The 25,223-nt window shown below is 71.4% G+C and carries 13 protein-coding genes; 6 read left to right on the plus strand and 7 right to left on the minus strand.

Annotation, left to right across the window (positions count from 1 at the left end; translation table 11 throughout):
- Positions 1–442: 442 nt before the first annotated feature.
- The 6 genes from ACRDSK_RS06590 to ACRDSK_RS06615 all read left to right on the plus strand — a co-directional run bounded on the left by ACRDSK_RS06590 (position 443) and on the right by ACRDSK_RS06615 (position 16,473).
- Positions 443–5,335: a WD40 repeat domain-containing protein gene (locus ACRDSK_RS06590; RefSeq protein ID WP_431439042.1), complete on the plus strand. Its 4,893-nt coding sequence runs from the start codon at positions 443–445 to the stop codon at positions 5,333–5,335.
- Positions 5,336–5,411: 76 nt separating this feature from the next.
- Positions 5,412–8,876, plus strand: coding sequence for a hypothetical protein (locus ACRDSK_RS06595; RefSeq protein ID WP_431439043.1), 3,465 nt, complete (start codon positions 5,412–5,414; stop codon positions 8,874–8,876).
- Entirely contained in the window at positions 8,876–10,915 is a 2,040-nt protein-coding gene (locus tag ACRDSK_RS06600) for a WD40 repeat domain-containing protein (RefSeq protein ID WP_431439044.1), read from the plus strand. Before ACRDSK_RS06595 ends, ACRDSK_RS06600 begins: the two co-directional genes overlap by 1 nt.
- Before the next feature lie 25 nt (positions 10,916–10,940).
- Complete coding sequence (locus tag ACRDSK_RS06605; protein WP_431439045.1) at positions 10,941–12,176, plus strand: neprosin family prolyl endopeptidase; 1,236 nt, start codon at positions 10,941–10,943, stop codon at positions 12,174–12,176.
- A 34-nt stretch (positions 12,177–12,210) separates the two neighbouring features.
- Positions 12,211–13,755: an FAD-dependent monooxygenase gene (locus ACRDSK_RS06610; protein ID WP_431439046.1), complete on the plus strand. Its 1,545-nt coding sequence runs from the start codon at positions 12,211–12,213 to the stop codon at positions 13,753–13,755.
- A 150-nt stretch (positions 13,756–13,905) separates the two neighbouring features.
- Positions 13,906–16,473 (plus strand): SGNH/GDSL hydrolase family protein, encoded by a 2,568-nt coding sequence (locus ACRDSK_RS06615; RefSeq protein WP_431439047.1) that lies wholly within the window; start codon positions 13,906–13,908, stop codon positions 16,471–16,473.
- 56 nt (positions 16,474–16,529) lie between these two features.
- On the opposite strand, the gene ACRDSK_RS06620 is transcribed toward ACRDSK_RS06615, so the two are convergent.
- The 7 genes from ACRDSK_RS06620 to ACRDSK_RS06650 are packed head-to-tail and all read right to left on the minus strand — an operon-like array spanning position 16,530 to position 24,915.
- A complete protein-coding gene (locus tag ACRDSK_RS06620) occupies positions 16,530–17,264 on the minus strand; it encodes an SDR family NAD(P)-dependent oxidoreductase (protein ID WP_431439048.1) in 735 nt (244 codons plus the stop codon).
- Positions 17,265–17,266: 2 nt separating this feature from the next.
- Positions 17,267–18,559: a B12-binding domain-containing radical SAM protein gene (locus ACRDSK_RS06625; protein WP_431439049.1), complete on the minus strand. Its 1,293-nt coding sequence runs from the start codon at positions 18,557–18,559 to the stop codon at positions 17,267–17,269.
- Complete coding sequence (locus ACRDSK_RS06630) at positions 18,559–19,995, minus strand: B12-binding domain-containing radical SAM protein (protein ID WP_431439050.1); 1,437 nt, start codon at positions 19,993–19,995, stop codon at positions 18,559–18,561. Before ACRDSK_RS06630 ends, ACRDSK_RS06625 begins: the two co-directional genes overlap by 1 nt.
- A complete protein-coding gene (locus ACRDSK_RS06635; RefSeq protein WP_431439051.1) occupies positions 19,992–21,383 on the minus strand; it encodes a coproporphyrinogen-III oxidase family protein in 1,392 nt (463 codons plus the stop codon). Before ACRDSK_RS06635 ends, ACRDSK_RS06630 begins: the two co-directional genes overlap by 4 nt.
- 22 nt (positions 21,384–21,405) lie before the next feature.
- On the minus strand, positions 21,406–22,116 hold the full coding sequence (locus ACRDSK_RS06640) for a TauD/TfdA family dioxygenase (protein ID WP_431439052.1): 711 nt from the start codon (positions 22,114–22,116) through the stop codon (positions 21,406–21,408).
- A gap of 11 nt (positions 22,117–22,127) precedes the next feature.
- Positions 22,128–23,558 (minus strand): hypothetical protein, encoded by a 1,431-nt coding sequence (locus tag ACRDSK_RS06645; RefSeq protein WP_431439053.1) that lies wholly within the window; start codon positions 23,556–23,558, stop codon positions 22,128–22,130.
- A gap of 7 nt (positions 23,559–23,565) precedes the next feature.
- The gene (locus ACRDSK_RS06650; RefSeq protein ID WP_431439054.1) at positions 23,566–24,915 is read right to left on the minus strand and encodes a 2-hydroxyacid dehydrogenase; all 1,350 of its coding nucleotides are present in this window, start codon (positions 24,913–24,915) and stop codon (positions 23,566–23,568) included.
- Between the last annotated feature and the right edge of the window lie 308 nt (positions 24,916–25,223).

Here is a 25,223-nt window from a genome sequence, read left to right on the forward strand (position 1 = left end):
GCACCGCTTCGAGCACGACGGCGCGATCGAGGAACTCGTCTTCGCCGGGACGCGCCTCGCTCGTCGAGCGACGCCTGCCCACCAGGATCACCGCGCTGCGGTTCCATCCGACCGACCGCCGCGTCGCCGTGGTCACCGAGGGCTCGATCGTGCGGGTTCACGACATCGCGATCAGCGCCGCGGGAGACCTGATCGCGACGGCATGCGGGGACGACCCGGCGCGGATGTTCGACGGGCGGTAGCCCATCAGCCGGACTGCGTCGCTACTCGCCGACGATCCGTTACGGGTGGACAGTGACGACCCCCGCCGCGGGCGAGGCCGTTCGGGCAGTTCCCCCCTACTCACCGGCCCACCCGTAACGAGATCGACTGGGTGCGGCGACTCAGAAGGAGGACCCGCGTCGACTGGGCGCGTGTCCGTGCCGTGACGGAGGTGTCGTCGATGGCGTCCTTTCTGGTGGTACGAGCCGACGATCACCTGGTGGCGGGAGTCCGCTGGTCCGGGTTCACCACGACGGGCGCCGATCCGGCGGGCGTGCCGATCCTGACCGCGTCGGCACAGGCCCGGCTGGTCGTGCTCTTCCCACCACAGCACGTCGGCGAGGAGAGCTCGCCGAGGAACTCCGCGGCGCCGCTGCCACTGCCCGCCGGCTCGACGGGCGGGACGGTCCCGGGCTGGCGCGGCGTCCTGTCCGGCGGCACTCGCGTCGTGTTCGCCGTCGCGGCGGGCACTCGCGTCAGCCTCACCGCCGAAGGCATCCTCGCCGCCATCGCGGGCAGCCCGCTGGTCACCGCCGCCGGCGTGCCCGGCGCGGACGAGACCGCCATCGAGCTGCCCTGGCGCCTGCTCATCACTCCTCGCGGACGGTCCGCCTCCGGTGCCGTCCGCGGCCGGCACCCGACCGAGCCGGTGGTGTCCGAACAGGTCAGTGGCATGTGGCGGACGGGCCTCGTCGACGCGTCGAGTCCAACCGGGACCGCCGGGCCCGACGCCGGGCTCACGCTGCGGGCGCCCGACGAGGCGACGGCCGGCACGGCCGACCCGACGTTCGCGCCGAACAACTCGCTCCCGCTGACGCGCGCCAGCCGGGTCCGCGTGGTCACCGAGACCCGCAACCAGCCCGCGTCCGTCTCGCGCCTCGAGCTCAGCGCGCTCGGCGGCACCCTCGACGCGGTCGGAGTCTGGCCGAACTTCGAGTGGGAGCACCACGCCGTGCTCGGGCGCGACATGCGGGTCCGCGTGGTGACCAAGGGAGTCATGTACCCGCTCGGGCACCGCGCCGTGTTCCTGGAGTACTCCGAACGCGTCTTCGACGCCGGCACCGCGGTCCTGCGCTCGGTCTTCGTGCTCACCATCGTCGAACCCGTGCGGCGGGCACCCGCCGACGGCCCGGTCCAGCGCGGGTTTCCGTTGGGCGACACGGAGATCACGACGACGTCGTACCCAGACCTCGCCCCGCCGGACTTCGCGTTCACCGACCTCCCGGGCGTGGGGAGCAAGCCGACCCACTGCTGGCCGACCATTCTCGGCGACCAGAACGCGCGGGTGAGGTTCCCGATCCGCGCCGCGACGAGCAACGGCGACGTCCGGTTCGAGCTCCCGCTGCTGTTCGTGGCGGATCTGCTGCCCACTGTGGACTCACTGGCCAGCCCTGAGCTGGCGACGCGGCTGGCGGGCGACTACGGCACGCACAAGGCGGGCCTGCCCGGTGCCGTCCTCGACGTCACCGGCTCGGCCGGCCGCGCGGACCGGGCGACCAGCGACGCGCACGAGGTGCACTCGATCACCGTCAAGGGCCTCAAGCAGCTCGACCTTCGCGACGGCTACCGCGCGGGGCTGGACCAGCTCGAGGTCGCGCTGCCCGCGCTGCGGGTGCTGCGCGGGGACCCCCGGCTGTCGGCGGTGAAGTTCACCGAGAAGTACCTGCGCAACGCCGCCGAGGACGTCGCCCTCCAGATGCTGCCGGCCGAGGTCCGGGACATCGACTTCTCCGCGGCGGCCGACAAGGCGGGCGGGCTGGTCGCGCCCAAGTACGCCACCGACGCCATCTCCCGAACCCTGGGACCGGTCAGCCTGGCAGCGCTGCCGAACCCGGCCACCGGGCTGATCGACCCGGCCTCGCTGTTCCCGTCCGACAAGGCGAGCCTGCTCGGCTTCCCGCTCAACAAGCTGCTGTCCCAGCTGAAGCTGCCGCCGGAGATCACCGCGATCCCGGTTCCCGGATCCGCGCCCGAGATCCGCATGCAGTGGCGCAACGTGGCGCTGAAGACGATCGGCCCGTTCGTCGCCACTCCCCAAACGCGCCTCGACCTGGACATCACGGCCGCGGCGAACCGGAACTCGACCGTGTGCACGGTGAAGGAGTTCGCGCTCGAGCTGCCGCCCGGCCCGAAGCGGATCCTGCGTGTGAAGTTCGCGGAGCTGAAGTTCAGCCAGCAGGACGGGAACTCGCCGAAGGTCGACGTCAGCGGGGTGAAGGTCGAGTTCCTCGGCGAGCTGAAGCTGCTGGAGAAGCTCCAGAACATGGTCGACCTCGGCGCGGCGGGCAAGCTGCTGGACGTGCGGCCCAGCGGGGTCGCGGTGCGGTACGCCCTGCCGCTGCCGCCGGTCACCGCCGGGGCGTTCGTCATGCGCAACATGGCGCTCTCCGCCGGGATCGACATCCCGTTCAACGGAGATCCCTTCCGGGTCGCGCTCGGGTTCGCCAGCCGCGCGAACCCGTTCCAGCTGGCCGTCATGATGTTCGGCGGCGGCGGGTACGTGGAGATCTCGCTCGACCGCGACGGCCTCCAGCTGTTCGAGGCCTCCCTGGAGTTCGGCGCCTTCGTCGCGGTCGACTTCGTCGTCGCGTCCGGCGAGGTGCACGCGCTCGGCGGAGTCCGGTTCACGCTCGACCGCGCCGGCATCGTGACGCTGAGCGGCTACCTGCGCATCGGCGGCTGCATCGAGGTGCTCGGGCTGATCTCCGTCTCGGTCGAGCTGTGCCTGACGATGACCTACAACTCCGAGAGGAACTCGCTGGTCGGCCGCGCGACGCTGGTCATCGAGATCGACCTCACCTTGTGGTCGGAGAGCGTCGAGCTGGACAGCGGGGAGTGGGTGATCGCCGGCGGCGGCGCACGCGCACACCCGCTCGACGAGCTCTCCAGGGCCGCCGACGACGAGGCCGCACTGGCCCGGTGGCGGGAGTACCGGAAGGCGTTCGCCGACGAGTCGAGCGACCAGATCGTCGCCGCGCCCAGGTCCGCGCGGGCGGCCGGCGAGCTGCCCGAGCACGTCCGCCTCCTGTGTCACACGGAGGTGCCGCACAAGGCGGGTCGCGTGGTGTGGAGCCCCGACGATCGCTGGGTGGCCGTCGGCGCCGGCACCCTGCTCAACGACCCGAACGGGCTGTCGGTGCTCGACGCCGCGTCGGGTGAGCTCCGCTGGCGGCTCGACCAGCACTGGTGCCGCGACATCGCCTTCTCCCCGGACGGACAGCGGGTCGCGATCAGCGGCACCATGGGCGTCGAGGAACGGCACATCCGAATGCTCGATGCCGGCACCGGGCAGGAGCTCTGGCACACGCCGGGCCTCGGCCATCTCGTGTTCAGTCCCGACTCCACGTTGCTGGGGGTCACCGGGTTTCCTCCGTCGGGCGAGGCCGAGCAGGTCGCCTATGTCCTCGACGCCGAGACCGGCGACCTCCTGCACAGCCAGGGGCGATGCCTCGCGAAGCCGGCGTTCAGCAGCGACTCCGAGCTGACGGCGACCGGTTCCCCGGCAGTGGTGCACAGCCGCGACGGCGCGATCGTGTGGCAGGTCGACGAGCACGACGGGTTCGCGTCGGCGAGCGCGTTCAACACGGCCGAGGACGCCGTGATCGTCGCGAGTGGACGGTTTGGTGTGATCACCCACTACGCCACGCGGGACATGGCGGAGCTGTCCCAGGTCGCGGCCGCCGATTTGACAGCGGCCAGCCGGTTTCGCGAGAGCATCCGCATCGGACCCGACCGCAGCACCGTGGCGTTCCTCGGGTCCGGCCTGTTCGGGTTGTGCTCCGTCGTCGACGGGCGCACGGTGTTCCGGCACCGGGTCCTGCGACCCGCCACCGACCACTCGGTGTCGTTCCACCCCGACGGCGGCCAGGTCGCGGTCAACTACCTCGCCCCGGCGACACCGACGGAGGTGGGCCGGCCCGGGCTGACCGTGCTCGACTCGGCGACCGGCACGCCGGCGTGGAGCGTGGCCACCCACGCCGCCGATGTCGCGTTCAGCCACGACGGTTCCCGGCTCGTGGCGGCCGGCGTTGACTCAGTCAGGGTCTACGAGGTCGGCCGGCCGGCATGGGCCAGCCGGGACTGCGGCGGGCGGGTGACCATGGTCGCGGTGAGCGCCGCCGAAGCCGGTATCGCCGCCGCGATCACCGCCGGCGACGAACCGAAGCTCGTCGTGTTCCGGGTGGCGACCGGGGAGGAGATGCTCGCGCGCGTCCACTCGGGATCGATCGCCTCGGTCGCGGTCAGCCCCGACGGACACAGCGCGGCGACGGCCGGCGCCGACGGGCGCTGCGTGGTCTTCGACACGATCACCAAGGGACGCTGGGTCGCGCGGCATGGCGGACCGGTCAACGCCGTCGCGTTCAGCCCCGACGGCGAACGGCTCGCGACCGCCGGCAACGACCGAGCGGCGCGGCTGTTCGACCGCCGGCTGCCGGCGGGGGCCGACCCGGACGACCACCGTCCACGTTGGACGGCGCAACACTCCCACACCGTCACCCACGTCGCGTTCGGCCCGGACGGCGCGTGGGTGGCGACCGCCGCGCTGGACCGGAAGATCCGCATCCTCTCCGCCGAGACCGGGGACGAGCTGCACGGTTTCGAGCACGACGCGAGGATCCGCGCGCTGTCGGTCGGCGCGAGCGGCCTGCTGGTCAGTGCGAGCGACGACGGCAGCGCGAGCGTGATCGACGCCGCCACCGGGCAGCGCCGCCACCGGATCGAGCATCCCGGGCCGCAGCGCGTCGCGGCCCTCAGCGCCGACGGGACGCTGCTCGCCACCGCCGGAACCGACGCCCAGGTCCACATCTGGCGCGTCGACGGTCCCGATGCCGTGCTGGTTCGCCGTTTCGCGGTACGGGCCGCGGTGATCACGCTCGCCTTCCAGGGGGCCGGCCACCAGCTCGCCGTCGCGACCGAGCATCCGATCGTGACGATCGTCGACGCGGAGGGCGAGGCCGAGGTCGCCCGGCTCATCCATCCGGGTCCGGTCAGCCATCTCGCGTTCGGAGTGGACGGTGCGCTGCTGGCCACCGGCTGCGAGGACGAGCACGCCCGCGTCTACGTCATGGAGTGATCATGAGCGAGCTTGCGAGCGAATCAATGTCACAGGGCGACCGCGAGCGGCGGCACCGAGCCTGCGAGGGGGCGTCATGAGTGAGTTGCTGTGGGTGGCCGTCCCCGACGGGATTCGGCCGTCGGGCAAGGCGTCGGTCCGGGTTCTCGTCGTGCCGCGGTTGGGCGAGGGACACATCGCCCAGAACTTCGGGCTGGCGGACTGGCCGGCGTTGCTCATCGACGAGGTGAGCTTTCAGCTCCGCACGAAGACGTCCGTCGGCGAGACCATCGCGTCACACCGCATCGAGCACGTCGCGCGGGCGCGCTCGGAGGTCTGGACCGAGTTCTTCAGCGGCGACGGCGGCATCGTCAACGAGTGGCAGGACAAGACCGTCCCCACGCCGGAGGTGTCGAGCACGGTCGAGGACGCGAAGAAGGCCGCCGCCACCTACCGCGCCGCCGGCGTAACCGGCGCGCTGGACGACCCCGCGGCGACCGACGCCGCGATCCGGACCGGGATCGACGCCTGGGCGGGCCCCGAACCGGTCGCGCCACCCGCCGACTTCGACCCGCCCATCCCTGTGGTCCCGGACTTCCACCAGCTCGTGGCGAACCTGCGAGAGCACCCGACGGTGCTGCTCGACCTGGGTCTGATCTTCGAGCTGCTCGTCGACGTCGCGGACCTGAGGCTCGGCGCGGAGAGCGCCCCGCGGTCGCTGTCGATCCGCTGCACCGACCCGCCGTTCCTGCGCTCGCTCGTGACGTCGCCGTGGACCCGCTACGAGGGACCCGAGGACGAGGTGTTCCGCCCCGCGTCCGCGCCGGGCTCCGCCACGGGCATCCGCGCCGGCGTGCTCAACCTGGGCGACTCCGTCTCGCTCGACGAACCGGCGGCGCGCGCCGATGCCCGGTGGGCCATCGCCACCTTCGACATCAACGGTGCCGTCGGCGGGTTGCGGCAGGCTGCCCACGACAACGCCAAGAACCCGCCCCAGCACGCGACGATGCCACCGGCCCGGTCGATCGGGTTCGCGCTCCTGCGCCCGGGCCGGGGCGCCGACTTCGACCGGCGGCAGCGCAGCGCGGGCACCCGCCGGGCCGCCGCCTCGATGGCCGACACCGAGCTGACCGCCGACGACCTCGTGCTCGGCTACCGCGTCGACGTCCGCCGTGCGGGCTCACTGTGGCGCTCGGTGTGTGAGCGCGACGTCGACTACAGCGTCAACGGTGTCTCCATCGGGCGCGCCGACCGCGAGGAACGGGTTCGCGAGGAGGGCCACGTCAAGCCGTTCGCGGCGGTGCGGCAGGCCGACGGCGAGCTGCGCGCGGACGAGGTCGTGCTGCGGTGGAACGGGTGGAGCCTGGCGCTGCCGAAGCCGAACCTGGTCGGCGACACTCCCGGCCCGGTGCGCAGGGGCCAGGCGCTGCCGTTCGACTTCCGGTGGGACTTCCAGGTTCCCGAGGGACGGCTGCCGGCTCTGCGCTTCGCCGACAGCTACCAGCTGCGGGTGCGCGTCGCCGACATCGCCGGCGGCGGGCTGTCCCTCGGCGAGCTGCAGGACCCCGAAATCGCCAGCACGAGCGTGACCTACGTCCGGCACGACCCGGTGCGGCCGCCCACGCTCCTCGGTCCGACGACGTTCGCCGCGGGCGCCGCGCTCGACCGGCTCGTGATCCGCAGCGACCACGACCTGACCGTCGAGCAGCTGCACGCGGCCGACCCGGACTACCCGCTCACCGAGGCCCGCGAGCTGCGCGCGCCGACCGTCTCGTTCGATCTGATCGAGCAGCACCGCATGCTCGAGAACAAGACCGTCGAGGAGTCCTTCGCGCTCGCCCGCCGCGCCATGCACGCGGACGCCGCCGGCACCGGACTCGCCGACCCGGTGGCCAGCGGCGTCACGGCGCACATTTCGAAGGCTCCAGGCGGACCACTCACGGACATCAGCGACGAGAGCGCGTGGGTCGGGCCCTGGCCGGCGCGCAAGGCAAAGATGATCAAGCTCGCGGCGCGATCCCAGAGCACACCACCGGTCACCATGCGCTGGAACCCCGACACGAACACGTTCGAGGTGGCCCTGGCGAAGGCCGAACAGGCAGTCGTCGAGCTGTCCTCGACCCTCGACGGCGAGCTGAACAACCACCTGGCGATCCGCGAGGTCCTCCTCGCCCACCCGACGATCTCGCCGGAAGCCACGAGACGCGGGCGCAACCCCGTCGTCACGCCGCCCCGCCGGGTGCTCGTGGTCCACGCGGTGCGGCGGCCGCTGGCCGAGCCGCGCTGGAACGTGCCGCTCGAGGTAACGCGGGCACACCACGACACCACGGCCCTGCTCAAGCCGGTCTTCGCCGCGGACACCGGGCTGCACACCGACAGCACCGGGCGCCTCGACGTCGCCGCCGCGTGGACCGAATGGGAGGACGTCGGGGAGACCGCCGACCCCGGCAAGCGCCCCGTGACGGTCACCCATCTGCACAGCCGGTCCATCGACCGCGGCGACCCGCCGAGGCCCGAGATCCGGCAGGAGTTCGGCGACACCAAGCACCGCATGATCACCTACACGCTGAACGCGGTCAGCCGGTTCCGTGAGTACTTCAAGGACACCGATCCCGCGTCCGCGTTCGAGCTGTCCCTGCCGCAGCCGGTGGTCAACATCCTCTCCTCGGCCCGGCCGAACCCGCCGGTCCTGCTCGGGGTCGTGCCGGCGTTCCGGTGGCAGCGGCAGCGTTCGGGCGACCGCATCGAGAACACCCGGCTGGGGCAGCGGCTCCGCGTCGAGCTCGCGCGCCCGTGGTACGAGACCGGCGAGGACGAGCGGCTGGCGGTGATCGTGGCACCCACCGGCTCACCGTCGGCCAAGATCGCTCCGCTCGTCACCCGCATGGGCCGCGACCCCCTGTTCGGCACGCCCGCGACGGCGATGTTCCCCACCGCGGACCTGTTCCGGCCGCCCTCGACCACACAGCTCGTCCCGCCCGAGCTCACCGAGCCCGTCGGCGTGGTGCCCTTCGGTGTGAAACCCGGCGGCGACCGCTGGTTCGCCGACGTCGAGCTCGCCGTCGGCCAGTCCTACAACCCCTTCGTGCGGCTCGTGGTCGCCCGCTACCAGGAGCACAGCGACAGGGGACTCCAGCTGTCCCCCTTCGTCACCGCGGACACGGTCCCGCTGCTGCCCGACCGGCGCGTGGTGGTCGACCGCGGCGGGGCGCAGGTCCGCCTCACCGTCAGCGGGACCTCCCCCAACCCGCTCAACCGCCTGGAGGCGACGCTCGAGGCCTGCCCCGCCGGTGTCGACCCGGACGCGCTCGACCTCGTCGTCGACGGCGCGGACCCGGACCCCGCCGTCCCCGCCTGGCGGCCGGTGGCCGGCCAGACCGTGGTCCGCGCGGCCGACGGCACCATCCCGCCGCTCACCCTGCCGGCCGTGCCCGGCCGGCTGCGCATCCGGATCCGGGAGTCGGAGAACCTCACCGCCGTCGCCGCCGGCGACACGCCGGACCTGGGGCGCCGCAACGTCTTCGTCGACACGATCGTCCTCCCGGCCGAGTGGCGGCCGTGATGGGCGACGCCGGTCAGCTGATCAGGTCGGACACGTTGTCCTTCCGGGCTTTCGGGCTGGCCTGGCTCCCCGACGGCCACCTCGCGGTCGGCGGCATCAGCGGATCGGACTTCGACCACGGCGTCCTCACCGTCATGCCGGGAGGACCCGGCCCGGCGCGCTGGACGCGAGGGGACGTCGAACCCGTCAACCACCTCGCGGCCAGCCCCGACGGCCAGTGGCTGGCCGTGGCCGGCTGGCGAAGCGCGGTGGTCAGCACCGAGGACGGCGAGGTTCGCTTCCCGGCGTTCGACCAGTTCCGGGGAGAGGTCGCCGGCTTCAGCCCGGACGGCTCGCTCGTAGCGTGGAGTGCGTGGGTCATCGGCAGGGGTAGCCCCCACGTCACGGTCGTCGACGCACAGACCGGCACCATCCGGCTGAACCACGGGGATCTCCAAACCCTCCAGTGGGCGTTCAGCCCCGACTCGCGGCGCATCGCGATCGCGGGCTCGAACGCGGTCGACGTGGTCGACATCGACACCGGTGGCAAGGTGCGACTGCCGCTCGCGAGCGAACCCGCCAGCCTGGCGTACAGCCCGGACGGGCAGTGGCTCGCAGCCGGCTGCGCGGACGGGACGGTCCAGATCTTGGCCACCGCGACCAGCCAGCCGGCGCAGACCGTGCCGGTGCACGAGACGACCGTGCGGTCGATGACGTTCAGCCCGGACGGACGGTGGGTGGCGGCGACGGTCGACGTCGGCGTGGGTGTGTTCGGCGTCGATGACGGCACACCACTGCTGCCCGAGCTCCCGATCCTGCCGGTCGGCATCGTCGTCTTCAGTCCCGACCTGCGGTACCTAGCGGTGGTCCGGCCGAACAGCGATGGGTTGCCCGAGGTCGCCGTGCTCGGCGCGGCCACCGGTGCGACGATCTGGCGGGCCACGATCGTGGACAACTTCCCGTCGCGCGTCGAGTTCAGCGCCGACGGTCGCCGACTCGCCTTGTGCGGCAGCAATGATCACGAGACCGGGGTCGTCAACATCTACGACACCGGCGTCGACGTCTCCCGCCACGAGCACGATGCCGCGGTCACCGCCCTCACGATGTCGCCGGCGGGCACGCCGCTGGTCGCCTTCGCCGATGGCAGCCCGGCGGTCACCGTGCTCGCGGCGGAGACCGGCACCCGGCTGGCCCGCAAGCCCGTTCCCGGCACCCTCGCGGACCTCGCGTTCGCCGACGGCGGGCAGTCCGTGGCCGTCGCGGGCAGCGCCGGAGTCCGGCTGTTCTCGATCCTCGGCGACCGGTCCTGGAAACTCGAGTCGATCGGCACGGTCAACGCCATCGCGGTCGGCGGGCCGGCCGGCGAGTGGGTCGCGACGGCCGCCGGGCGGACGGCCCGCGTGCTGAGCACCGAGGACGGCGCCGAGCACTGGGCGAGCCCCAACACCCATCCGCAGACCGTCACCCGCGTCGCGATGAGCCGCGACGGCCGGTGGGTCGCCACCGGGTGCGCCGACCGCAGGACCCGGCTCCTCGACGCCACCACGAGCGCCGAGGTGTTCGGCACGGCCGCGGACGGGAAGATCTTCGACGTCGCGTTCGGTCCACTTGGCACACTGCTGGCCACGGCCAACGAGGACGGCTCCGTGGTCGTCGTCGACACCGCCGCGGTGGCCGAACGGGCGCGCATAAGTCGGAGCTTCGCGTGCTCGCTGGTCGCCTTCAACCACGACGAGACCTTGCTGGCGACCGCATGGGACGACAACACCGTCTCGATCCACGACCTCACCGCGGCCGGCTCGGCACCCGAGCTGCGGCGGCTGAGCTACGCCAACCCGGTCACCACGCTGGCCTTCGACCCGGCCGGGCCGGCGTTGTGCGTCGCGACCGGCACGCCCACCGCCGTACTCGTCGACCCGCAGAGCGGCCTCGACCTCCGCTGGCTGCCCCACTCGAAACCCGTGCGGCACGTCGCGTTCAGCGCCGACGGCAGGCTCATCGCGACCGCGAGCGACGACGACGTCGTGCGCGTCGTGTCCTCAGTAGACATTCCAGAGTGACATCGCTCGATCGAAGGGATTCGCCATGAGCACGCCGTCCGCGATCCAGCCGTTCGAGGACTTCCGCGACTCGCTGTCGTCGGCGAAGTATCCGGAGGTGCGCGAGCGGCTCGCACTCAAGCCCGACGACGAGGCGTTCGACGAGATGCGCGAGTTCCTGCTGACCCGCTACGAGGGCGTCGACGTGCGGCACAGCTTCCTCGAGTCGGGCGGCGAGGTCGTCGACTGCATTCCGGCCGAGCAGCAACTGTCCTTGCGCGACGGGAGCGAGGTGCCCGAGCCGCCGAGCGAACCGCCTCTGCCCGACACGATGGAGGCGGGCGACTCGCCAGGCGCGACGAACCACCTGCCGCCGCAGCTGCATCCCCGGTACTACGACCCGCTCGGCAACCAGATGTGGTGTCCACTTGGGACTGTGCCCGTTCTCAGGCACACCCTCGACCGGCTGGCCACCGACCACCCGACGCTGGACGAGCTCCTGCGCGGGCCGCGAGCCGACACCCGGCGATGGGCGGCGGGCCGGCAGGAGATCGAGAACCTCGGCGGGGCCAGCAACATCAACATCTGGACTCCGCAGCTCATCCCCCCGAGCCTGCTGTCGTCGGCGTCGCAGCAGTGGTACTCGAACGCGGGCCTGCCGTTCGTCCCGTACCAGACCGTGGAGTGCGGCTGGCGTGCCGGCATCATCGATGGCGCGCCGGGGCAGACGGACTCCCTGCCGCGGCTGTTCGTGTTCTACACCCGCGACGACTACAAGAAGGGCAACAGCTGCTACAACGACTACTGCCAGGGCGGTTTCGCCTACCACCCGGGCGCCAACCACGTCCTGCACGGCGCGCTCTCCCCGACCTCCCAGCAGGGCGGCACCCAGTACGACATCCGCATGGGCTTCACGCTCACGGGCGGGCGGTGGTGGTTCCACATCGCCGGCGCCTGGATCGGCTCCTACCCGGCGTCCTTGTTCTCGAACGGCACGCTCGGCACCAGCGCGCGCACGGCGTCCTTCGGCGGCGAGACGACCGCGGGCTTCGGCGTGTTCCCCACGATGGGCTCCGGCCGCTTCCCGACGGAGGGCTTCGGCAAGGCCGCGTACCAACGGACCATCGCTGTCAACGACATGACCGGCGTCGCTCGACACGCGCAGCTCACGGCCGGCCAGGTCTCCCCCGCGTGCTACAACTCAGTCATCACGAACAACTCGTCCACCGAGTGGGGGAGCTACCTCTACTTCGGTGGCCCCGGGGGGCTGAACTGCCCCTGACCCGCCTGCTGGACCTCCGGGAGCTGAGGGGCACGTGGACGTCGACGTGGTCATCGTGGGCGCGGGGCCCACCGGTCTGATGCTGGCCGGTGAGCTGCGCCTGGCCGGAGCGCGACCCCTGGTGCTGGAGAAGCGGCCGCTGCCCCGAGAGACCCCGAAGGCCAACGGAATCGGCGGGCAGATCCTGCGGCTGCTGCACTACCGAGGCCTGCTGACCCGGTTCGAGGCGGCCACCACCGCCCCCACCCCGCCGGCCGTCTTCCCGTTCGGCGGCGTGCACGTGGATCTCACCAGTCTGGCGGACTCCCCGCTGCACGCGCTGCCGCTGCCGCAGCAACGACTCGAGCAGCTGCTCGACGAACGCGCCCGCGAGCTCGGCGCCGACGTGCGCCGCGGACACGAAGTGGTCGAGGCGAGCCAGGACGACGCCTCGGTGACCGTGGACGTGCGCGGTCCGGCCGGGCCGTACCAGGTCACCGCCCGGTACCTGATTGGCTGCGACGGCCCAAGCAGCCGAGTCCGCGACCTCGCCGGCATCCCGTTCCCCGGCACCACCTACCCGGAGGTCAACCGGCTCGGTCAGGTCAGCATCCCCGAGTCGGTCACCCTGCTCGACGACGGCGACCTCGACGTTCCCGGGCTGGGCACGATCCGGGCGGGGTTCACCCGGACGGACGCCGGTGTGTTCGGGCTCGGGTCGCCGACGCCCGGCGTGCTGTTCCTCTACACCACCGAGGACGAGGCCACCGAGTACGACGACGACGCACCGATGCCGCTGACCGAGCTCCAGGACAGCATCCGCCGCGTGCTCGGGAAGACCCTGCCCATGGGCGAGCCGATTCGGTTGTCGCGCTTCACCTTTCATGCTCGGCAGGCGCAGCGGTACCGCGCCGGACGGATCCTGGTGGCCGGCGACGCGGCCCACCTCTTCCCCGCCACGGGCGTGGCGCTCAACGCCGGCATGCTCGACTCGGTCAACCTCGCCTGGAAGCTGGCCGACGACGTGCACGGCTGGGCACCGCCCGGCCTGCTGGACACGTACCACGACGAACGCCACCCCGCCGGCGCCCGCACGCTGTTCCACACCCAGGCCCAGGTCGCGCTCAGGCGCGGTCACGACCCGGCCGCCGAAGCGCTTCGGGAGGTCTTCCTGGAGCTGCTCGCCGACGAGCAGGCGAAGCGCCGCGTTGGAACGCTCATCGCCGGTACCGACATTCGCCACCCGATGCCCGGTCCCGACCACCACGCCCTGGCCGGCACGTTCGCACCCGACCTCACCCTGCACACCGACCAAGGGACGACCAGCGTCGCGGAGCTCCTGCACACCGCCCGACCCGTCCTGCTCGACCTCGCCGACCGGCCGGACCTGCGCGAGACGGCCCGAGACTGGCAGCCTCGCGTCGAGATCCACACGGCCAAGACCGAGCACCGGCCGGCCGACGCCCTCCTGATCCGCCCGGACGCCCACATCGCCTGGGCCGCGGCCGTCGACGAGCCCGGCGACACCGCCACGCCCGCGCTGCGAGCGGCGCTCGCCGGCTGGTTCGGCACGCCCCCGCCCGCGGCGAACGGCGGCTGACTGGGAAACAGCCCGGAAGTTTCCGCCCGACCGTCCGTTGACCCTGGTCAGGTCACCCTCGGATACTTCGCGCACGGTGACGTCTACTCACGTTCCGTGCGGCGCGGGATCAGCTTAGGGGGCTCCACCTTGAACGTCCACAAGAGACAAATGGCGCAAGACGCAGTCGAGCACGCCTGGCTGGAGAAGGTCGCCGGCGAGATGCTCGCCGAAGCCGACCCGCCCGCACCACCCGAAGTCTCCCGCGTCACCGACCGGGACCGCCCGGCCCGCCGGCGCCGGCCCAAGCATCTCAAGCCGAAGATCGCACGCGACGGCTACGGTCGTCCGCTGCGGTCCGCCCCCGCCCCCGCCGCGCCGCCGGCACCGAGCAGCGAGTGCGACGGACTGCCGGACACGCCCCGAACCGGCCATCCCCTCGGCATCACCGGCAAGGTGCTGCTCGGCGCCGCGCTCACCGGCGTCGGGCTGGGCGTGGCCCCGGGCCTCGCGGCGGCCGAGCCGCTGCCGGACAACGGCACCACGACGTACACCCCGCCTTCCCGGCCGGCCGACGTACGGTCGATGAACGACCGGCAGCTGGGTCAGGAGCTGGGCCGGGTCAGCGGCAAGGACACCCTGCGCGAGCAGGAAGTCGTCACCGAGATGAAGGTGCGCGGCATGCAGGTCCTCGAGGCGTCGCCGCCGACCCCGGGCCTGCTCGGCGCCGACCGCGTGAACGGCGGCGTGCTCCCCAACGCCACCACCCCGCCGGCCCTCGCGCCGACCGACGTGACGAAGCCGACGGTGAAGGTCGTCGTCGTCGGCGACTCGTTCACCAGCGGCGAGGGCGCGACCTCGTCGACCTACCGCCAGGTCGAGGTGCCGGTCACCGGCCCGGACGGCATCACCTACCAGACCCTCCAGATCGACCCGGCACACCAGTCGTCGACGGCGCCGACCCTCCAGGCGCTCAACCAGATCCAGGCGGCCAACCCGGGTGCGAACATCCAGGTGTCGTTCGTGCCCGTCTCCGGCGCCACCCGCGACAGCCTTTACCAGACGACCAGGCAGGGGACGCCGTTCGAGCAGGCGCCCCAGATCAACGCGGTCCGGGGCGCGGACGTCGTGATCGTCGGCATCGGCGGCAACGACGCGCGCTTCGCCGACTGGGTCAGGACGTCGCTGTTCAACAGCGACTCGTCCTCGGCGGAGCAGTTCCCGGGGTTCATGCAGCAGCTGAACGACGGTACCTATCTCGCCAACCAGACCAGGCTGCTCACCGACGTCTCGAACCTGGCCTCGCCGAACGCGACAGTTGTTTCGCTCGGCTATCCCAGGGCGCTGCCGGCCACCGTGCCCGGCACCCCGACGTGGTGGTCCCCGTTCAGCTGGTCGACGATCAGCCAGGGCGAGGCGGAGCGCTCCAACCAGCTCGCCGACGCGCTGAACCGGAACAACCAGGACGCGTCGACCGCCGCCGCGGCGGCGCATCCCGGCCAGCAGTGGATCTACGCGGACGTCTCCACCGCGCTGCAGGGTCGCGAGCTGCTCACCCAGCAGGAGGCGCTCAACGGCCTGACCCCGTCGAACGTTCAGGGGTCCTACCACCCGAACGACCTCGGGCAGCAGCTGTTGGGCAGCGTGCTGCAGCCGTACGTGGAGCAGGCGGTCAACAGTCAGCTGGCACAGCGGGGCTTCCAGGGCGCGGAGAACGTGCCACCGGTCAACCCGACGTTCGCCTACCAGTGGAACCTGCGGGTGGACGTCCCGCTGCAGATGCAGAACCAGCCGACTCCGCAGCAGCCGCCGACGGAGCAGCCACCGGCCAACCAGACGCCGGCCGAACAGGCACCGGTCAACGAGACGCCCGCGGAGCAGCCGCCGGCGACCGAGGTGCCGGCCGACCAAGCCCCAGTCAACGAGGTGCCGGCCGAACAGCCGCCGGTGAACCAGACACCGGCCGAGCAAGCTCTGGTCAACGAAGTGCCGGCGGAACAGGCGCCGGTCAGCGAGACTCCGGCCGAGCAGGCGCCAGTGAACGAGGTGCCGGCCGAGCAAGCGCCGGTGAACGAGACGCCCGCCGAGCAGGCGCCGGTCAACGAGGTGCCGGCCGAGCAAGCGCCGGCGAACGAGACTCCGGCCGAGGTGCCGGCGGATCAGCCGCCGGCAGAGGTGGCGCCGACCGAGTCCGATCGCTCCGACTTGGGCTCGGGCAACGAGTTCGCCAACGTCGACGACGGTTCGGGCAGCTTCACCGGCGACCTCGACACCGGCGCCAGCCGCTCCATCGCCGGGAACACGGGCTCGGATCTCTCGCCCGTCGGCTCCGTCAACTCGGACCTCGGTAACGGGTTCACGGACACCGGCAGCTTCGGCGGCAACGTCGACCCGGTCGGCTTCACGGACACCGGCCTCGGCACCTCCGGCGGCTTCAACTCCGGCGGATTCGACTCGGGCAACACTGGCGGATTCGACTCCGGCAGCTCGGGCGGATTCGACTCGGGCAGCTCCAGCGGTTTCAACTCGGGCAGCTCGGGCGGGTTCGACTCCGGCAGTTCCGGCGGGTTCGACTCCGGTAGCTCCGGCGGGTTCGACTCCGGTAGCTCCGGTGGATTCGACTCGGGCAGCTCGGGTGGGTTCGACTCCGGCGGCGGCAGCTTCGACTCCGGCGGCGGCGGCGGGTTCGACTCCGGTGGCGGTGGCAGCTTCGGCGGCGACAGCGGCGGCGGCTTCTGACCCGTGCCTGCGCTGTCCGAAGTGGACATCGCAGGTGCCGGGCAGACCTTGAAGGCTCAGCTGCCCGCGCGGATGCCGTAGCCCCCGTCCACGACCCAGGTCTGCCCCGTCACGAAGCTCGCCGCGGGTGAGCCGAGGAACGCGATCACCTCGGCGATCTCCCGGGGCCACGCCGACCGGCCCAGCGGGGTCAGCTCGTCGAACCGGCTGGTCGTTCCCTCGGCCGCGGTACCCGTCAGCTCGGTGAGCGTGTTCCCCGGCGCGACCGCGTTCACCCGGATGTCCGGGGCCAGCTCGACCGCCCACGCCTGCGTCATCGCCGCCAGCGCCGCCTTCGAGGCCGAGTAGGACACCGCCGCGGGCGAGCCGGTGACGCCGTAGATGGAGGTCACGTTCACGACCGCCCCGCCCCTGGCGCGCAGCGCGGACGCGGCGTGTTTGACGACCCACCACGGCCCCATCGTGTTGACCGCGAAGGTGTCGGCCCAACTGGCGGCGGCCGCGTCCCAGTGGCTGGTCCGGTCGATGACACCCGCGTTGTTGACCACGAGGTCGAGCCCGCCGAACCGCTCCTGGGCCGCGGCGACCAGCGAGGCCGCCGAGTCCTCATCGGACACGTCGGCCCGCACGGCGAACGCACGGTCTCCCAACTCGTCGAGCAAACCGCTCACGTCCGAGGACACGTGGTTGACGACCACCCGAACGCCCCGCCCGACCAGCAGCCGGGCGGTCGCGGCGCCGATGCCCCGGGCCGCACCCGTCACCAGCGCGACCCGGCCTTCGAATCCCACGGTCAGAGCCGGACCGCCTTGCGCATCACGTTGGAGACGCGGTGCGGACTGCGGTCGTGGTACTCGAAGAACCAGTCGAGGTCGCGCAGCTGCAACGACGACTCGCCGAGCACACCGGACGGCCGGTCCAACGCGTCCCAGCTGTCCAGCTCCAGCCCCGAGTCACGCGCCAGCGGAGTGCCGGGGCGCCGCTGGAACGTCGAGAGCGAGTAGTACACCTCGGACTCGGTGAGCCAGTCGTTCAGACTCCGCAAGCTGTCCTCGGTCTCGTTGGGCAGCCCGACCATGACGAAGCTCAGGACCTCCAGCCCGGCCTCGCGAATCATCCGCACGGCGGCGTCGATGTCGCTGAACGCGATCTTGTCCTTGCTGAGGTAGCGGCGCTGCTCCAGTTCCGGCGACTCGACGCCCAGCCACACGCCGGCACACCCCGCCGCCTTCATCTGCGCCAGCACGGAAGGGTCGATGCAGTCGACGCGGGTCTGGCACATCCACGAGACGTCGAGCCGGTGGCGCTGGATCTCGGCGGCCAACTTCTCAACCCACTTCTTGTCCACTGTGAACGTGTAGTCCAGGAAGAAGTAGTGCCGGACGTCGTAGTCGTGCCGAAGGCGCAGCATCTCCTGGACCGTCGACTCGACTGGGCGCCGGCGCAGCCGCCGCCCGAACAGCAGGTAGCAGAAGTTGCAGGCGAACGGGCACCCGCGGTTGGCGAGCAGGAGCGCGCTGCGCACCATGTCGAGCTCGCCGTCGACGAACCCCTCGCTGGCGTACTCGACCATCGGCGCCAGCTCGTAGGCCGGCGCGCCGAGGCCGGCGAGCTGCTCCTCCGTCGCCGCCACGGCCTGCCCGTCCAGCGGCCACACCGGCGGGACCGAACCGGTCGCGCGCACGTGTTCGACCAAGCCGGGGACGGCGAACTCGAACTCGCCGCAGACCACGCCGTCCACCGCGGTGAACCGACGCGTCAGCTCCGGGTCGACGGTCCCGTGGGAGCCACAGCAGACGATCTTGCGCGCACCCGCCGCCCGCAGCCGCGCCACCTCGTCGGCGGCGGGCCGCAACGACGGATAGCACTGCGCCAGGTCGTAGTCGGTCGAGAACACGACCACCAGGTCCGCGTCGGCCAGTTGCGCCACGCTCGGCTGATCGGCAGCTCTGCGCCGCAGGTCGGCGAACAGCACCTCCACCCCGGCCACGCGCAGGGTGGTCGCGGTGTACAAGGCCCCGATGGGCACCTGGTTGAAGTTGTTCTTGCCCGGGGGGTCGGCGGGGATGACCAGCGCGACACGCATTACGAATCCTCTCCCGAACCTAGCGCGGCTTTCTCTGTCACGGCCGACTCCCAGGCGTCCACCCGCTCCAGGAAGAAGTGCTCCGCCTCGTCGAACGTGATGCCCGGGTCACCGTCGATGCGGGCCCGAACCTCCTCGTGGACATGTGCGGCCACGGGGTCGGCGAACTGCCAGCGACCGATCGGCCAGTCCTCGGTCAGCAGGCCCTTCGCCGCGTACTCGGCGTGCAGCGGCGTCCCGGGGTAGGCCGTGATGCGGTCGAGGAACTTCCGCGGCGTCTTGTAGGTGAGCGACCGCAGCAGGCGCGCCGTCTCCCGAAGCTCCCGCGGCGTGACCGTGGGGTGGAACATGATCGTGCCCGGCACGATCTCGATGCCGCGGTCCTCGAGCGCGCGCAGCTTCTCGCCGGCGTCCTCGTCCGCGCGCACCGACCGCTTCCGGTACGCGATCAGCTGGTCGCGCGAGCCCGTCTCGATGCCGATGAACACGCGGCGCAGTCCCGCCGCGTACATCTTGTCGTAGAGCGAGAAGTCCTGGACCGAGTCCATCCGGGCGTCGATCATGAACGTCACGTCGACCCGGCGCCGCAGCAGCTCGTCGGCGAACTCGTGCGCCCGCGCCTGCATGTTCGGGTGCTTGGACAGGAACAGGTCGTCGGTGATCGACACGTGGTCGACGCCGAAGTCGCGGACGAGCCGCTCGATCTCGTCGACCACCGACTCCACCGAGCGCGAGCGGTAACTGTCCTTGCCGAGCATGTCCGAGATCGCCCCGGTCCCGCAGAACGTGCAGCGGTACGGGCAGCCCCGGGTGCTGTAGACGGCGGCCGAGAACCCCGACCCCAGGACGGCCGGCAGCTCGTCGCGGGCCGGGGGCGGGAGCTCGTCGAGCGCGTGCAGCTTCGGCGGCGTGGCGACCAGCGTCCCGTCGGCGTCCTGGCGCGCGATGCCGGGGACCGCCGCGTCCCGCCTGCCGCCGGCGACCGCCTGGTAGAGCTCGGTCACCGCGACCTCGCCGTCACCCAAGCTGACGTAGTCGAAGCAGTCGTACTGGGCGAAGATGCGCTCGTAGTTGAGGCTCGCCATGACGTTGCCGAGCACGACCGGCACGTCGGGCCAGTGCCGCCGGAGCCGTTCCGCGAGCCAGACCACCTCGGCGATGGTGTCGATGATCGAGAACCCGACCAGGGTCGGCCGGCCCGCCGCGCGCATGGCCCGCCAGGTCTCGTGCACCGACTCGTGCGACTCCACCAGGCCGTTGACGGTCCGGACCGGGACATCCCGCGCCCGGGCGTACGCGGCCATGGACATGATGCCCAGGTGCTCCATGGGCATCGAGCGGTACTGCTCCGGACGCAGGTTCCTTTTCTGGTCGGCGAAGAACGAGCCGGACCGTCCGGGCCGAATGCCAGGTGGGTTGACGAGGAGCAGCGTCATGTCCCGGCACGCATGTAGTCCAGCGCCTGCGGATGGTGGGTGCGACGTGCGGTGTCGGTCGCGAAGACCGACGCCACGTCGTTGTTGAACGCGCGACCGTCCATAGTGCACACCAGGCGCTCGTCGTGCACCTCCGCCAGGCCGACCGATGCCAGCAGCTCGATCTCCTCGGCGTAGTAGGAGGCGAAGTCCTCCCCCGTGGCGGTGCGGAAGGTCGCGAAGTCGATCTCGAAAAGCTTCACGCCCAGCACGGCGAACCGGGTGACGCTCTCCGCCCGGTCGAGGCGCTTGCCGGTCAGCACCGGCGGACGGCCGGCGACGACATCGGCGTGGTACTTCTCCGGATCGTGCTGGTTGGTGTAGATCCAGCCGTTGAAGAAAGAGAAGGCGCCCGGCCCCAGCCCCAGCGTCTCGCGCTGCGGCAGACCCCACCGGCCCACGTGGTAGTGGCAGCGGTCGGTCAGTCCGAAGTGGTACGGGGTGTACTGCTCATAGCCCTCGGCGCCGAGCCCGTCGCTGACCGCCTCGAACATGCTGCGGTAGTCGGCACGTCCGGCCTGCGCGTCCACCCGGCCCTTGTCGATCCGCCGGGCCAGCGAGGTGCCCTCGTGCGGCACGTACGGGAACCACGACATGTGGTCGATGCCGCGTCCGACGACGTCGTCGATGTCGAGGCGCACCTCGTCAACCCGCTGGCCGGGCAGCCGGTACATCATGTCGATGTTCAGCGCGAAGCCCTCGCCCTTGATGAGCGCGATGACGTCGAGGGCCTCCTCGCGCGTGTGACCGCGGCCGAGGATCTTGAGCTGGTGCGCCTGGGTCGACTGCACGCCCATGCTGATCCGCCGGATGTCGTGCCGTCGCAGCAGCTCGATCTTGGCGTCGGTGAGGTTCTCGAGCGCCGGCTTGATCTCGACGGTGAACTCGTGGGCGTGCCCGAGGTCGAACTCGGCGCGGAGCACGGTGAGCAGCTCGTCGAGGAACTCCTCCTCCATGACGGTCGGGGTGCCGCCGCCGACCCAGACGGTGCCCACGCGCAGGGAGCTGAAGTCGTGCAGCTCCTTGATGACCCGGATCTCCCGCTTCAGCCCCTCCAGGTATCGAGCCGCGATCGTCGGGTTGTACGGGTAGACGTTGAACGGACAGAAACCGCAGATCGTCTTGCAGAACGGGACGTCTACGAAGATGTCGATCTCCCGCCGGAGCGGCGCCGGGACCGGACTGCTCCCCGCGGCGAAGACGACCGGGGACTCCGGCACGTGCCTGAGGTCGGGCGGGTAGTAGCGGACGCATTCCTCGACGCCGAGCAGCGACTGGAGATCCTCCATGGGCTCGGCCGGCGCCGACTCCCCGCCGTCAGCGATCTCGAGCGGAATCGGTTCCTGCATCAACGCCTCCCTCGTTTCTCCATCAGAACACCCAGGCCCGGAAGATGCGGCGGCGTGAGCCGGCCGACAGTGCGGTGCGGCCGTGTAGGAACCGCCCGTTGGGTATCAGTGCCAGGTGGCCGTCGCCCAGTGCGTGGACGACCGGCTCGGCCGCGTCGACGTGCTCGTGCAGCCACGCGGCCGCGTCCGCGGCGCGGGTTCCGTTGTCCCGCACGGGTTCGGGCCGGTAGAGGTGATCGGCACGCCATCTCATGAGCCACGCACCGTCGCCGCGTCGGGTGAGGACCGGGCCGACGAACGAGTCGGTGAGGTCGCCGTCGTAGGTCTTGAGGAACCGGAACTCCGCCCGCGCGAGCCCGTCGACGACCCACGACGGCGCCGCCCCGACGACATCGTCCACGGGGATGAACGTGCTCGCGCCGCCTCCCCCGGTGTCCGCCCGCCGGCAGCTCAGGACGAACCACGGGGGAGGCCGGCCGAGGAACGACCCGTCGGTGTGCGAGGTGAGCCGGTCCAGCGAGAGGGCGGTGCTGTCGTGCACCTCGGGCGTGTACTCGATCACCCGAACGTCGACGGAGTCCGCCGGCGTGGGCCGCGTCGACAGGCCGGCCACCAGCTCCTGGACACCCTGTGTCTCGAGTGGAGGGTCGAACTCGGCGACGATGATGCTGTCGCGGTCCTCCCGGGCCACGATCCCGATCTTGTCCGGGTCCACGACTCTCATGTGGTCCATGCGTGCCCTCCTCACCTGGGTGCGCCGACGGTGCTCGCCACGGCTCGGGTGGGGCGTTGGGAGAGCCGGGGAATGGACGGGACGGACGACGGCATCGACGGGGCGCACGCGACGGTGGCGAGCCAGGTGGCCGCGTCCCGGTCCTCCTCCACCCGCGACTCGTACTCCCGCACCCGCACCCGGCCGGTGTCCCCGCTCGGGGTCAGCGTGAACGGGACGAGGCACTCGTCGGCCGCCGCGATCTTCTCCGCCAGCTCGACCGGCCGGTCGTCGACCTCGACCCTCAGGCCGTGCTCGACGGCGCGCGCGGCGACCTCGCCGCCGGCCCGCCAGGCGTCGGGACTTTCCAGCAACCGCACGGTGACCGGCGCCAGCCAGTACGGCAGGGTCACCCGCCGGCCGGCTCGTTCGAGGCGGGCGACCCGATCCAGGTGGGCATGGATGAGCCGCTCGACGCTGCCGGTCGGGACCACGTGGGTCGTGGTCAGCTCGCCGTCCGGGACCGACAACCCGATCGCCCGGGTGATCCTGGTGTCCAACTGGAACGTCGCGAGCTCGCGCGGGAACCCGTTGACATCGAGGAACTTGTACTCGAAGTCGAGCTCGATGCCGTCCTGGCACAGCGCACCCGGCGGGGAGACCAGCACCAGGGCCCAGCGCGCCGTCTCGGCGACCATGGCCGCGATCGTCCCCGCGTTCGCCTGCCACGTGCGATGCGACGCGCTGACGAGGATCACGTGGTCGGCGTCCAGGTCCGCCATCGCGAGCGAGAGGCGGCGGTGCAGCTCGCGGGCCCCGTCGAGGGCCGCCTCGAACGACCGGTCGTGGAGGTGGGCCTCCGGCAACCGGAACCGCCGCACGCGGAACAGCTGCTCGACGTCCTCGTCGGTCTCGCCGCGAAAGCTGTCGGACACCTCGAACAGGCACCGCGGCAGCGGGGTCGAGCCCATGTCCCACTCCGCGGCGATCGCGAACTTCTGCAGGCACGCCGTCTGCCGCAGCAGCACGCCGGCCCGCGTCCCGCCGAGCGCGTAGGGCTCGGCGCCGTACAAGGACCCGTCGTCGTGGATGAGGTCGAGGTAGTCGGCGAGGGCGGCGGCCCGGGTGTCGACGACGAGGACGCCGGAGACCTCGTCGAACGGCAGCCCGCGCACCCGCGCGATGTCCTGGACGTGGCGCCGCGCGTGCTCCTGTGCGCAGGCGTGCATCCGGCTCGCCCACGGCTGCATGCGCACGTGCCCGGGCTCCGCCCAGGGCTCGAACTCGAAGCCGAACCGATCCATCAGCTCGACCACCCGAGGACTCGGATGCCCGTTCCGTCGGAGATCGACCTCCTGTGCCAGCAGGCCTTCGAGGGCGACCGGGCGGTCGCCGTTCGAGGACGCCAGCGGAGTGACGACACCGTCGGGATCGATGGTCAGGAGGCCAGTGGCCGACCGCATCGAGTCTCTACCGGGCCCGGGTCTGGTACGGCTGGGGCGGGTTCTCGAGCTTGGTGAGCAGCTTGTGCGTCTTCAGGCCCACCGTCGCCTTGGTCCGCCAACCGAGCCGGTACGTCGCGAGCACGCCGTCGCGCAGGGCGCGCAGCCGAGCTCTCGGTGGCAGCGTCCGGTAGACGTCCAGGAACGCCCGCAGCTCGCCCCGCTCGCAGCGGTCGAGCAGCTCGTCCTCGTCCTCGACAACCGAGCCAACGCTGCAGTTGACGAAGACCGTGCCGTCCGGGATCGAGTTGACGAGCTTGCGTGAGACCACGTCCTCGGCGCCGTGGTGGGGCAGGTGGATCGTGAGGATGTCGCAGGAGGTGAACACGTCGTCGAGCGAGACGTACTCCAGGCCCCAGGCCTCCTCCAGCTCGGGCTTGCGGGTGCGGGAGTGGTAGACGACCCGCATGCCGAAGCCCTGCGAGGCGATCTGCGCGACCCGCGAACCGATGCGCCCGAGGCCCAGGATGCCCAGCGTCTTCTCGCGCAGGCTCGCCCGCTTGGGCTCGAGCTGCGCGACGTCGACCACCGAGCGCAGGTCGGACCGGCCGGCGATCCGCTCGGCCACCCAGGGGTGGCGGGCGCCGTCGTAGACCAGGATCTGCGCCTCGGCCAGCACGTCGTCGACCGGCCGGAACGCCGTGTCCATCGTGTGCGGGGCGTCGGCCAGCGAGTAGACCAGGTTCATGCCGAGGCCCTGGGTGACGAGCTGGACCAGGCCGGGCGTCACCAGGTCGGGGCCGAGCACGCCCACGGTCATGCCCTTGAGGGTCTCCGCGGGAATCCCGTCGGGCGAGTCGATGCGCAGCCGGCCGGTCTTCACGTACTCGTGGAACCACCGGCCGGTGAGGTTGTCCTTGATGTTCGACGACAGCAGGCGGACGTCATCGCCGAACCGGAACACGATCTCCTCGTCGACCGCCGGCCGGGCGGCTGTCTGGTCGCTGGCCGGGTCGCCGGAGCCGAACATCGAGAGCAGGCCGAGGAAGACCAGCTCCGCGACGGAGTCGGTGCCGTAGTCCGGAATGGCCGGGACGTGGATCCCGTGCGACTTGGCGTAGTCGGCGTCGATACGGTGCTCGAAGTCGTGTGTCCAGAAGGCGATCGCCTTCAGCTGCGGGTTCTCGTCGACGATCCGCCGCGGGATGTCGACCCAGCAGCTGATGATCGCGTCAGCCCCCGCGCAGCGTTCGCTGACTTCGTCCTCGCTGCCGCAGGTGTTGTACTCGACCACCTCGCGGGCGATGCGATCGAGGCGCTCCCGATGTTCCGGATAGAAGATCACTGAGTCGAGCACGACGACTTTGTCGAACAGCAAAGGTCTACCTCCGGGTCCCCCGTGACCAGTACCCAGGCGCCAGAGCGGTAACTCAACGCCTATCAGGCACTCACTTTTAGTGACGGACCATCCACGTTACCTCCGAGATGGCCCATGATCAAGGGGGCCGAAAGTCGCCCTTGCCGCATCGGCGACAAGGGCGACGAACGTCCCGGCGGGGCCTAACCCACGAAAATCGGGCGCCTGCTCAGCAGTTTCGGCGTGTTCAGCGGGCGCTTGGGCTGACCGGCCGTCTCGGCCTCGAGTCGCTCGACGAACTCCTCGATGGTGGCCGAGAACCCTTCCCC

The organism is Actinophytocola sp., assembly GCF_050699915.1.
Taxonomy (GTDB): domain Bacteria; phylum Actinomycetota; class Actinomycetes; order Mycobacteriales; family Pseudonocardiaceae; genus Actinophytocola.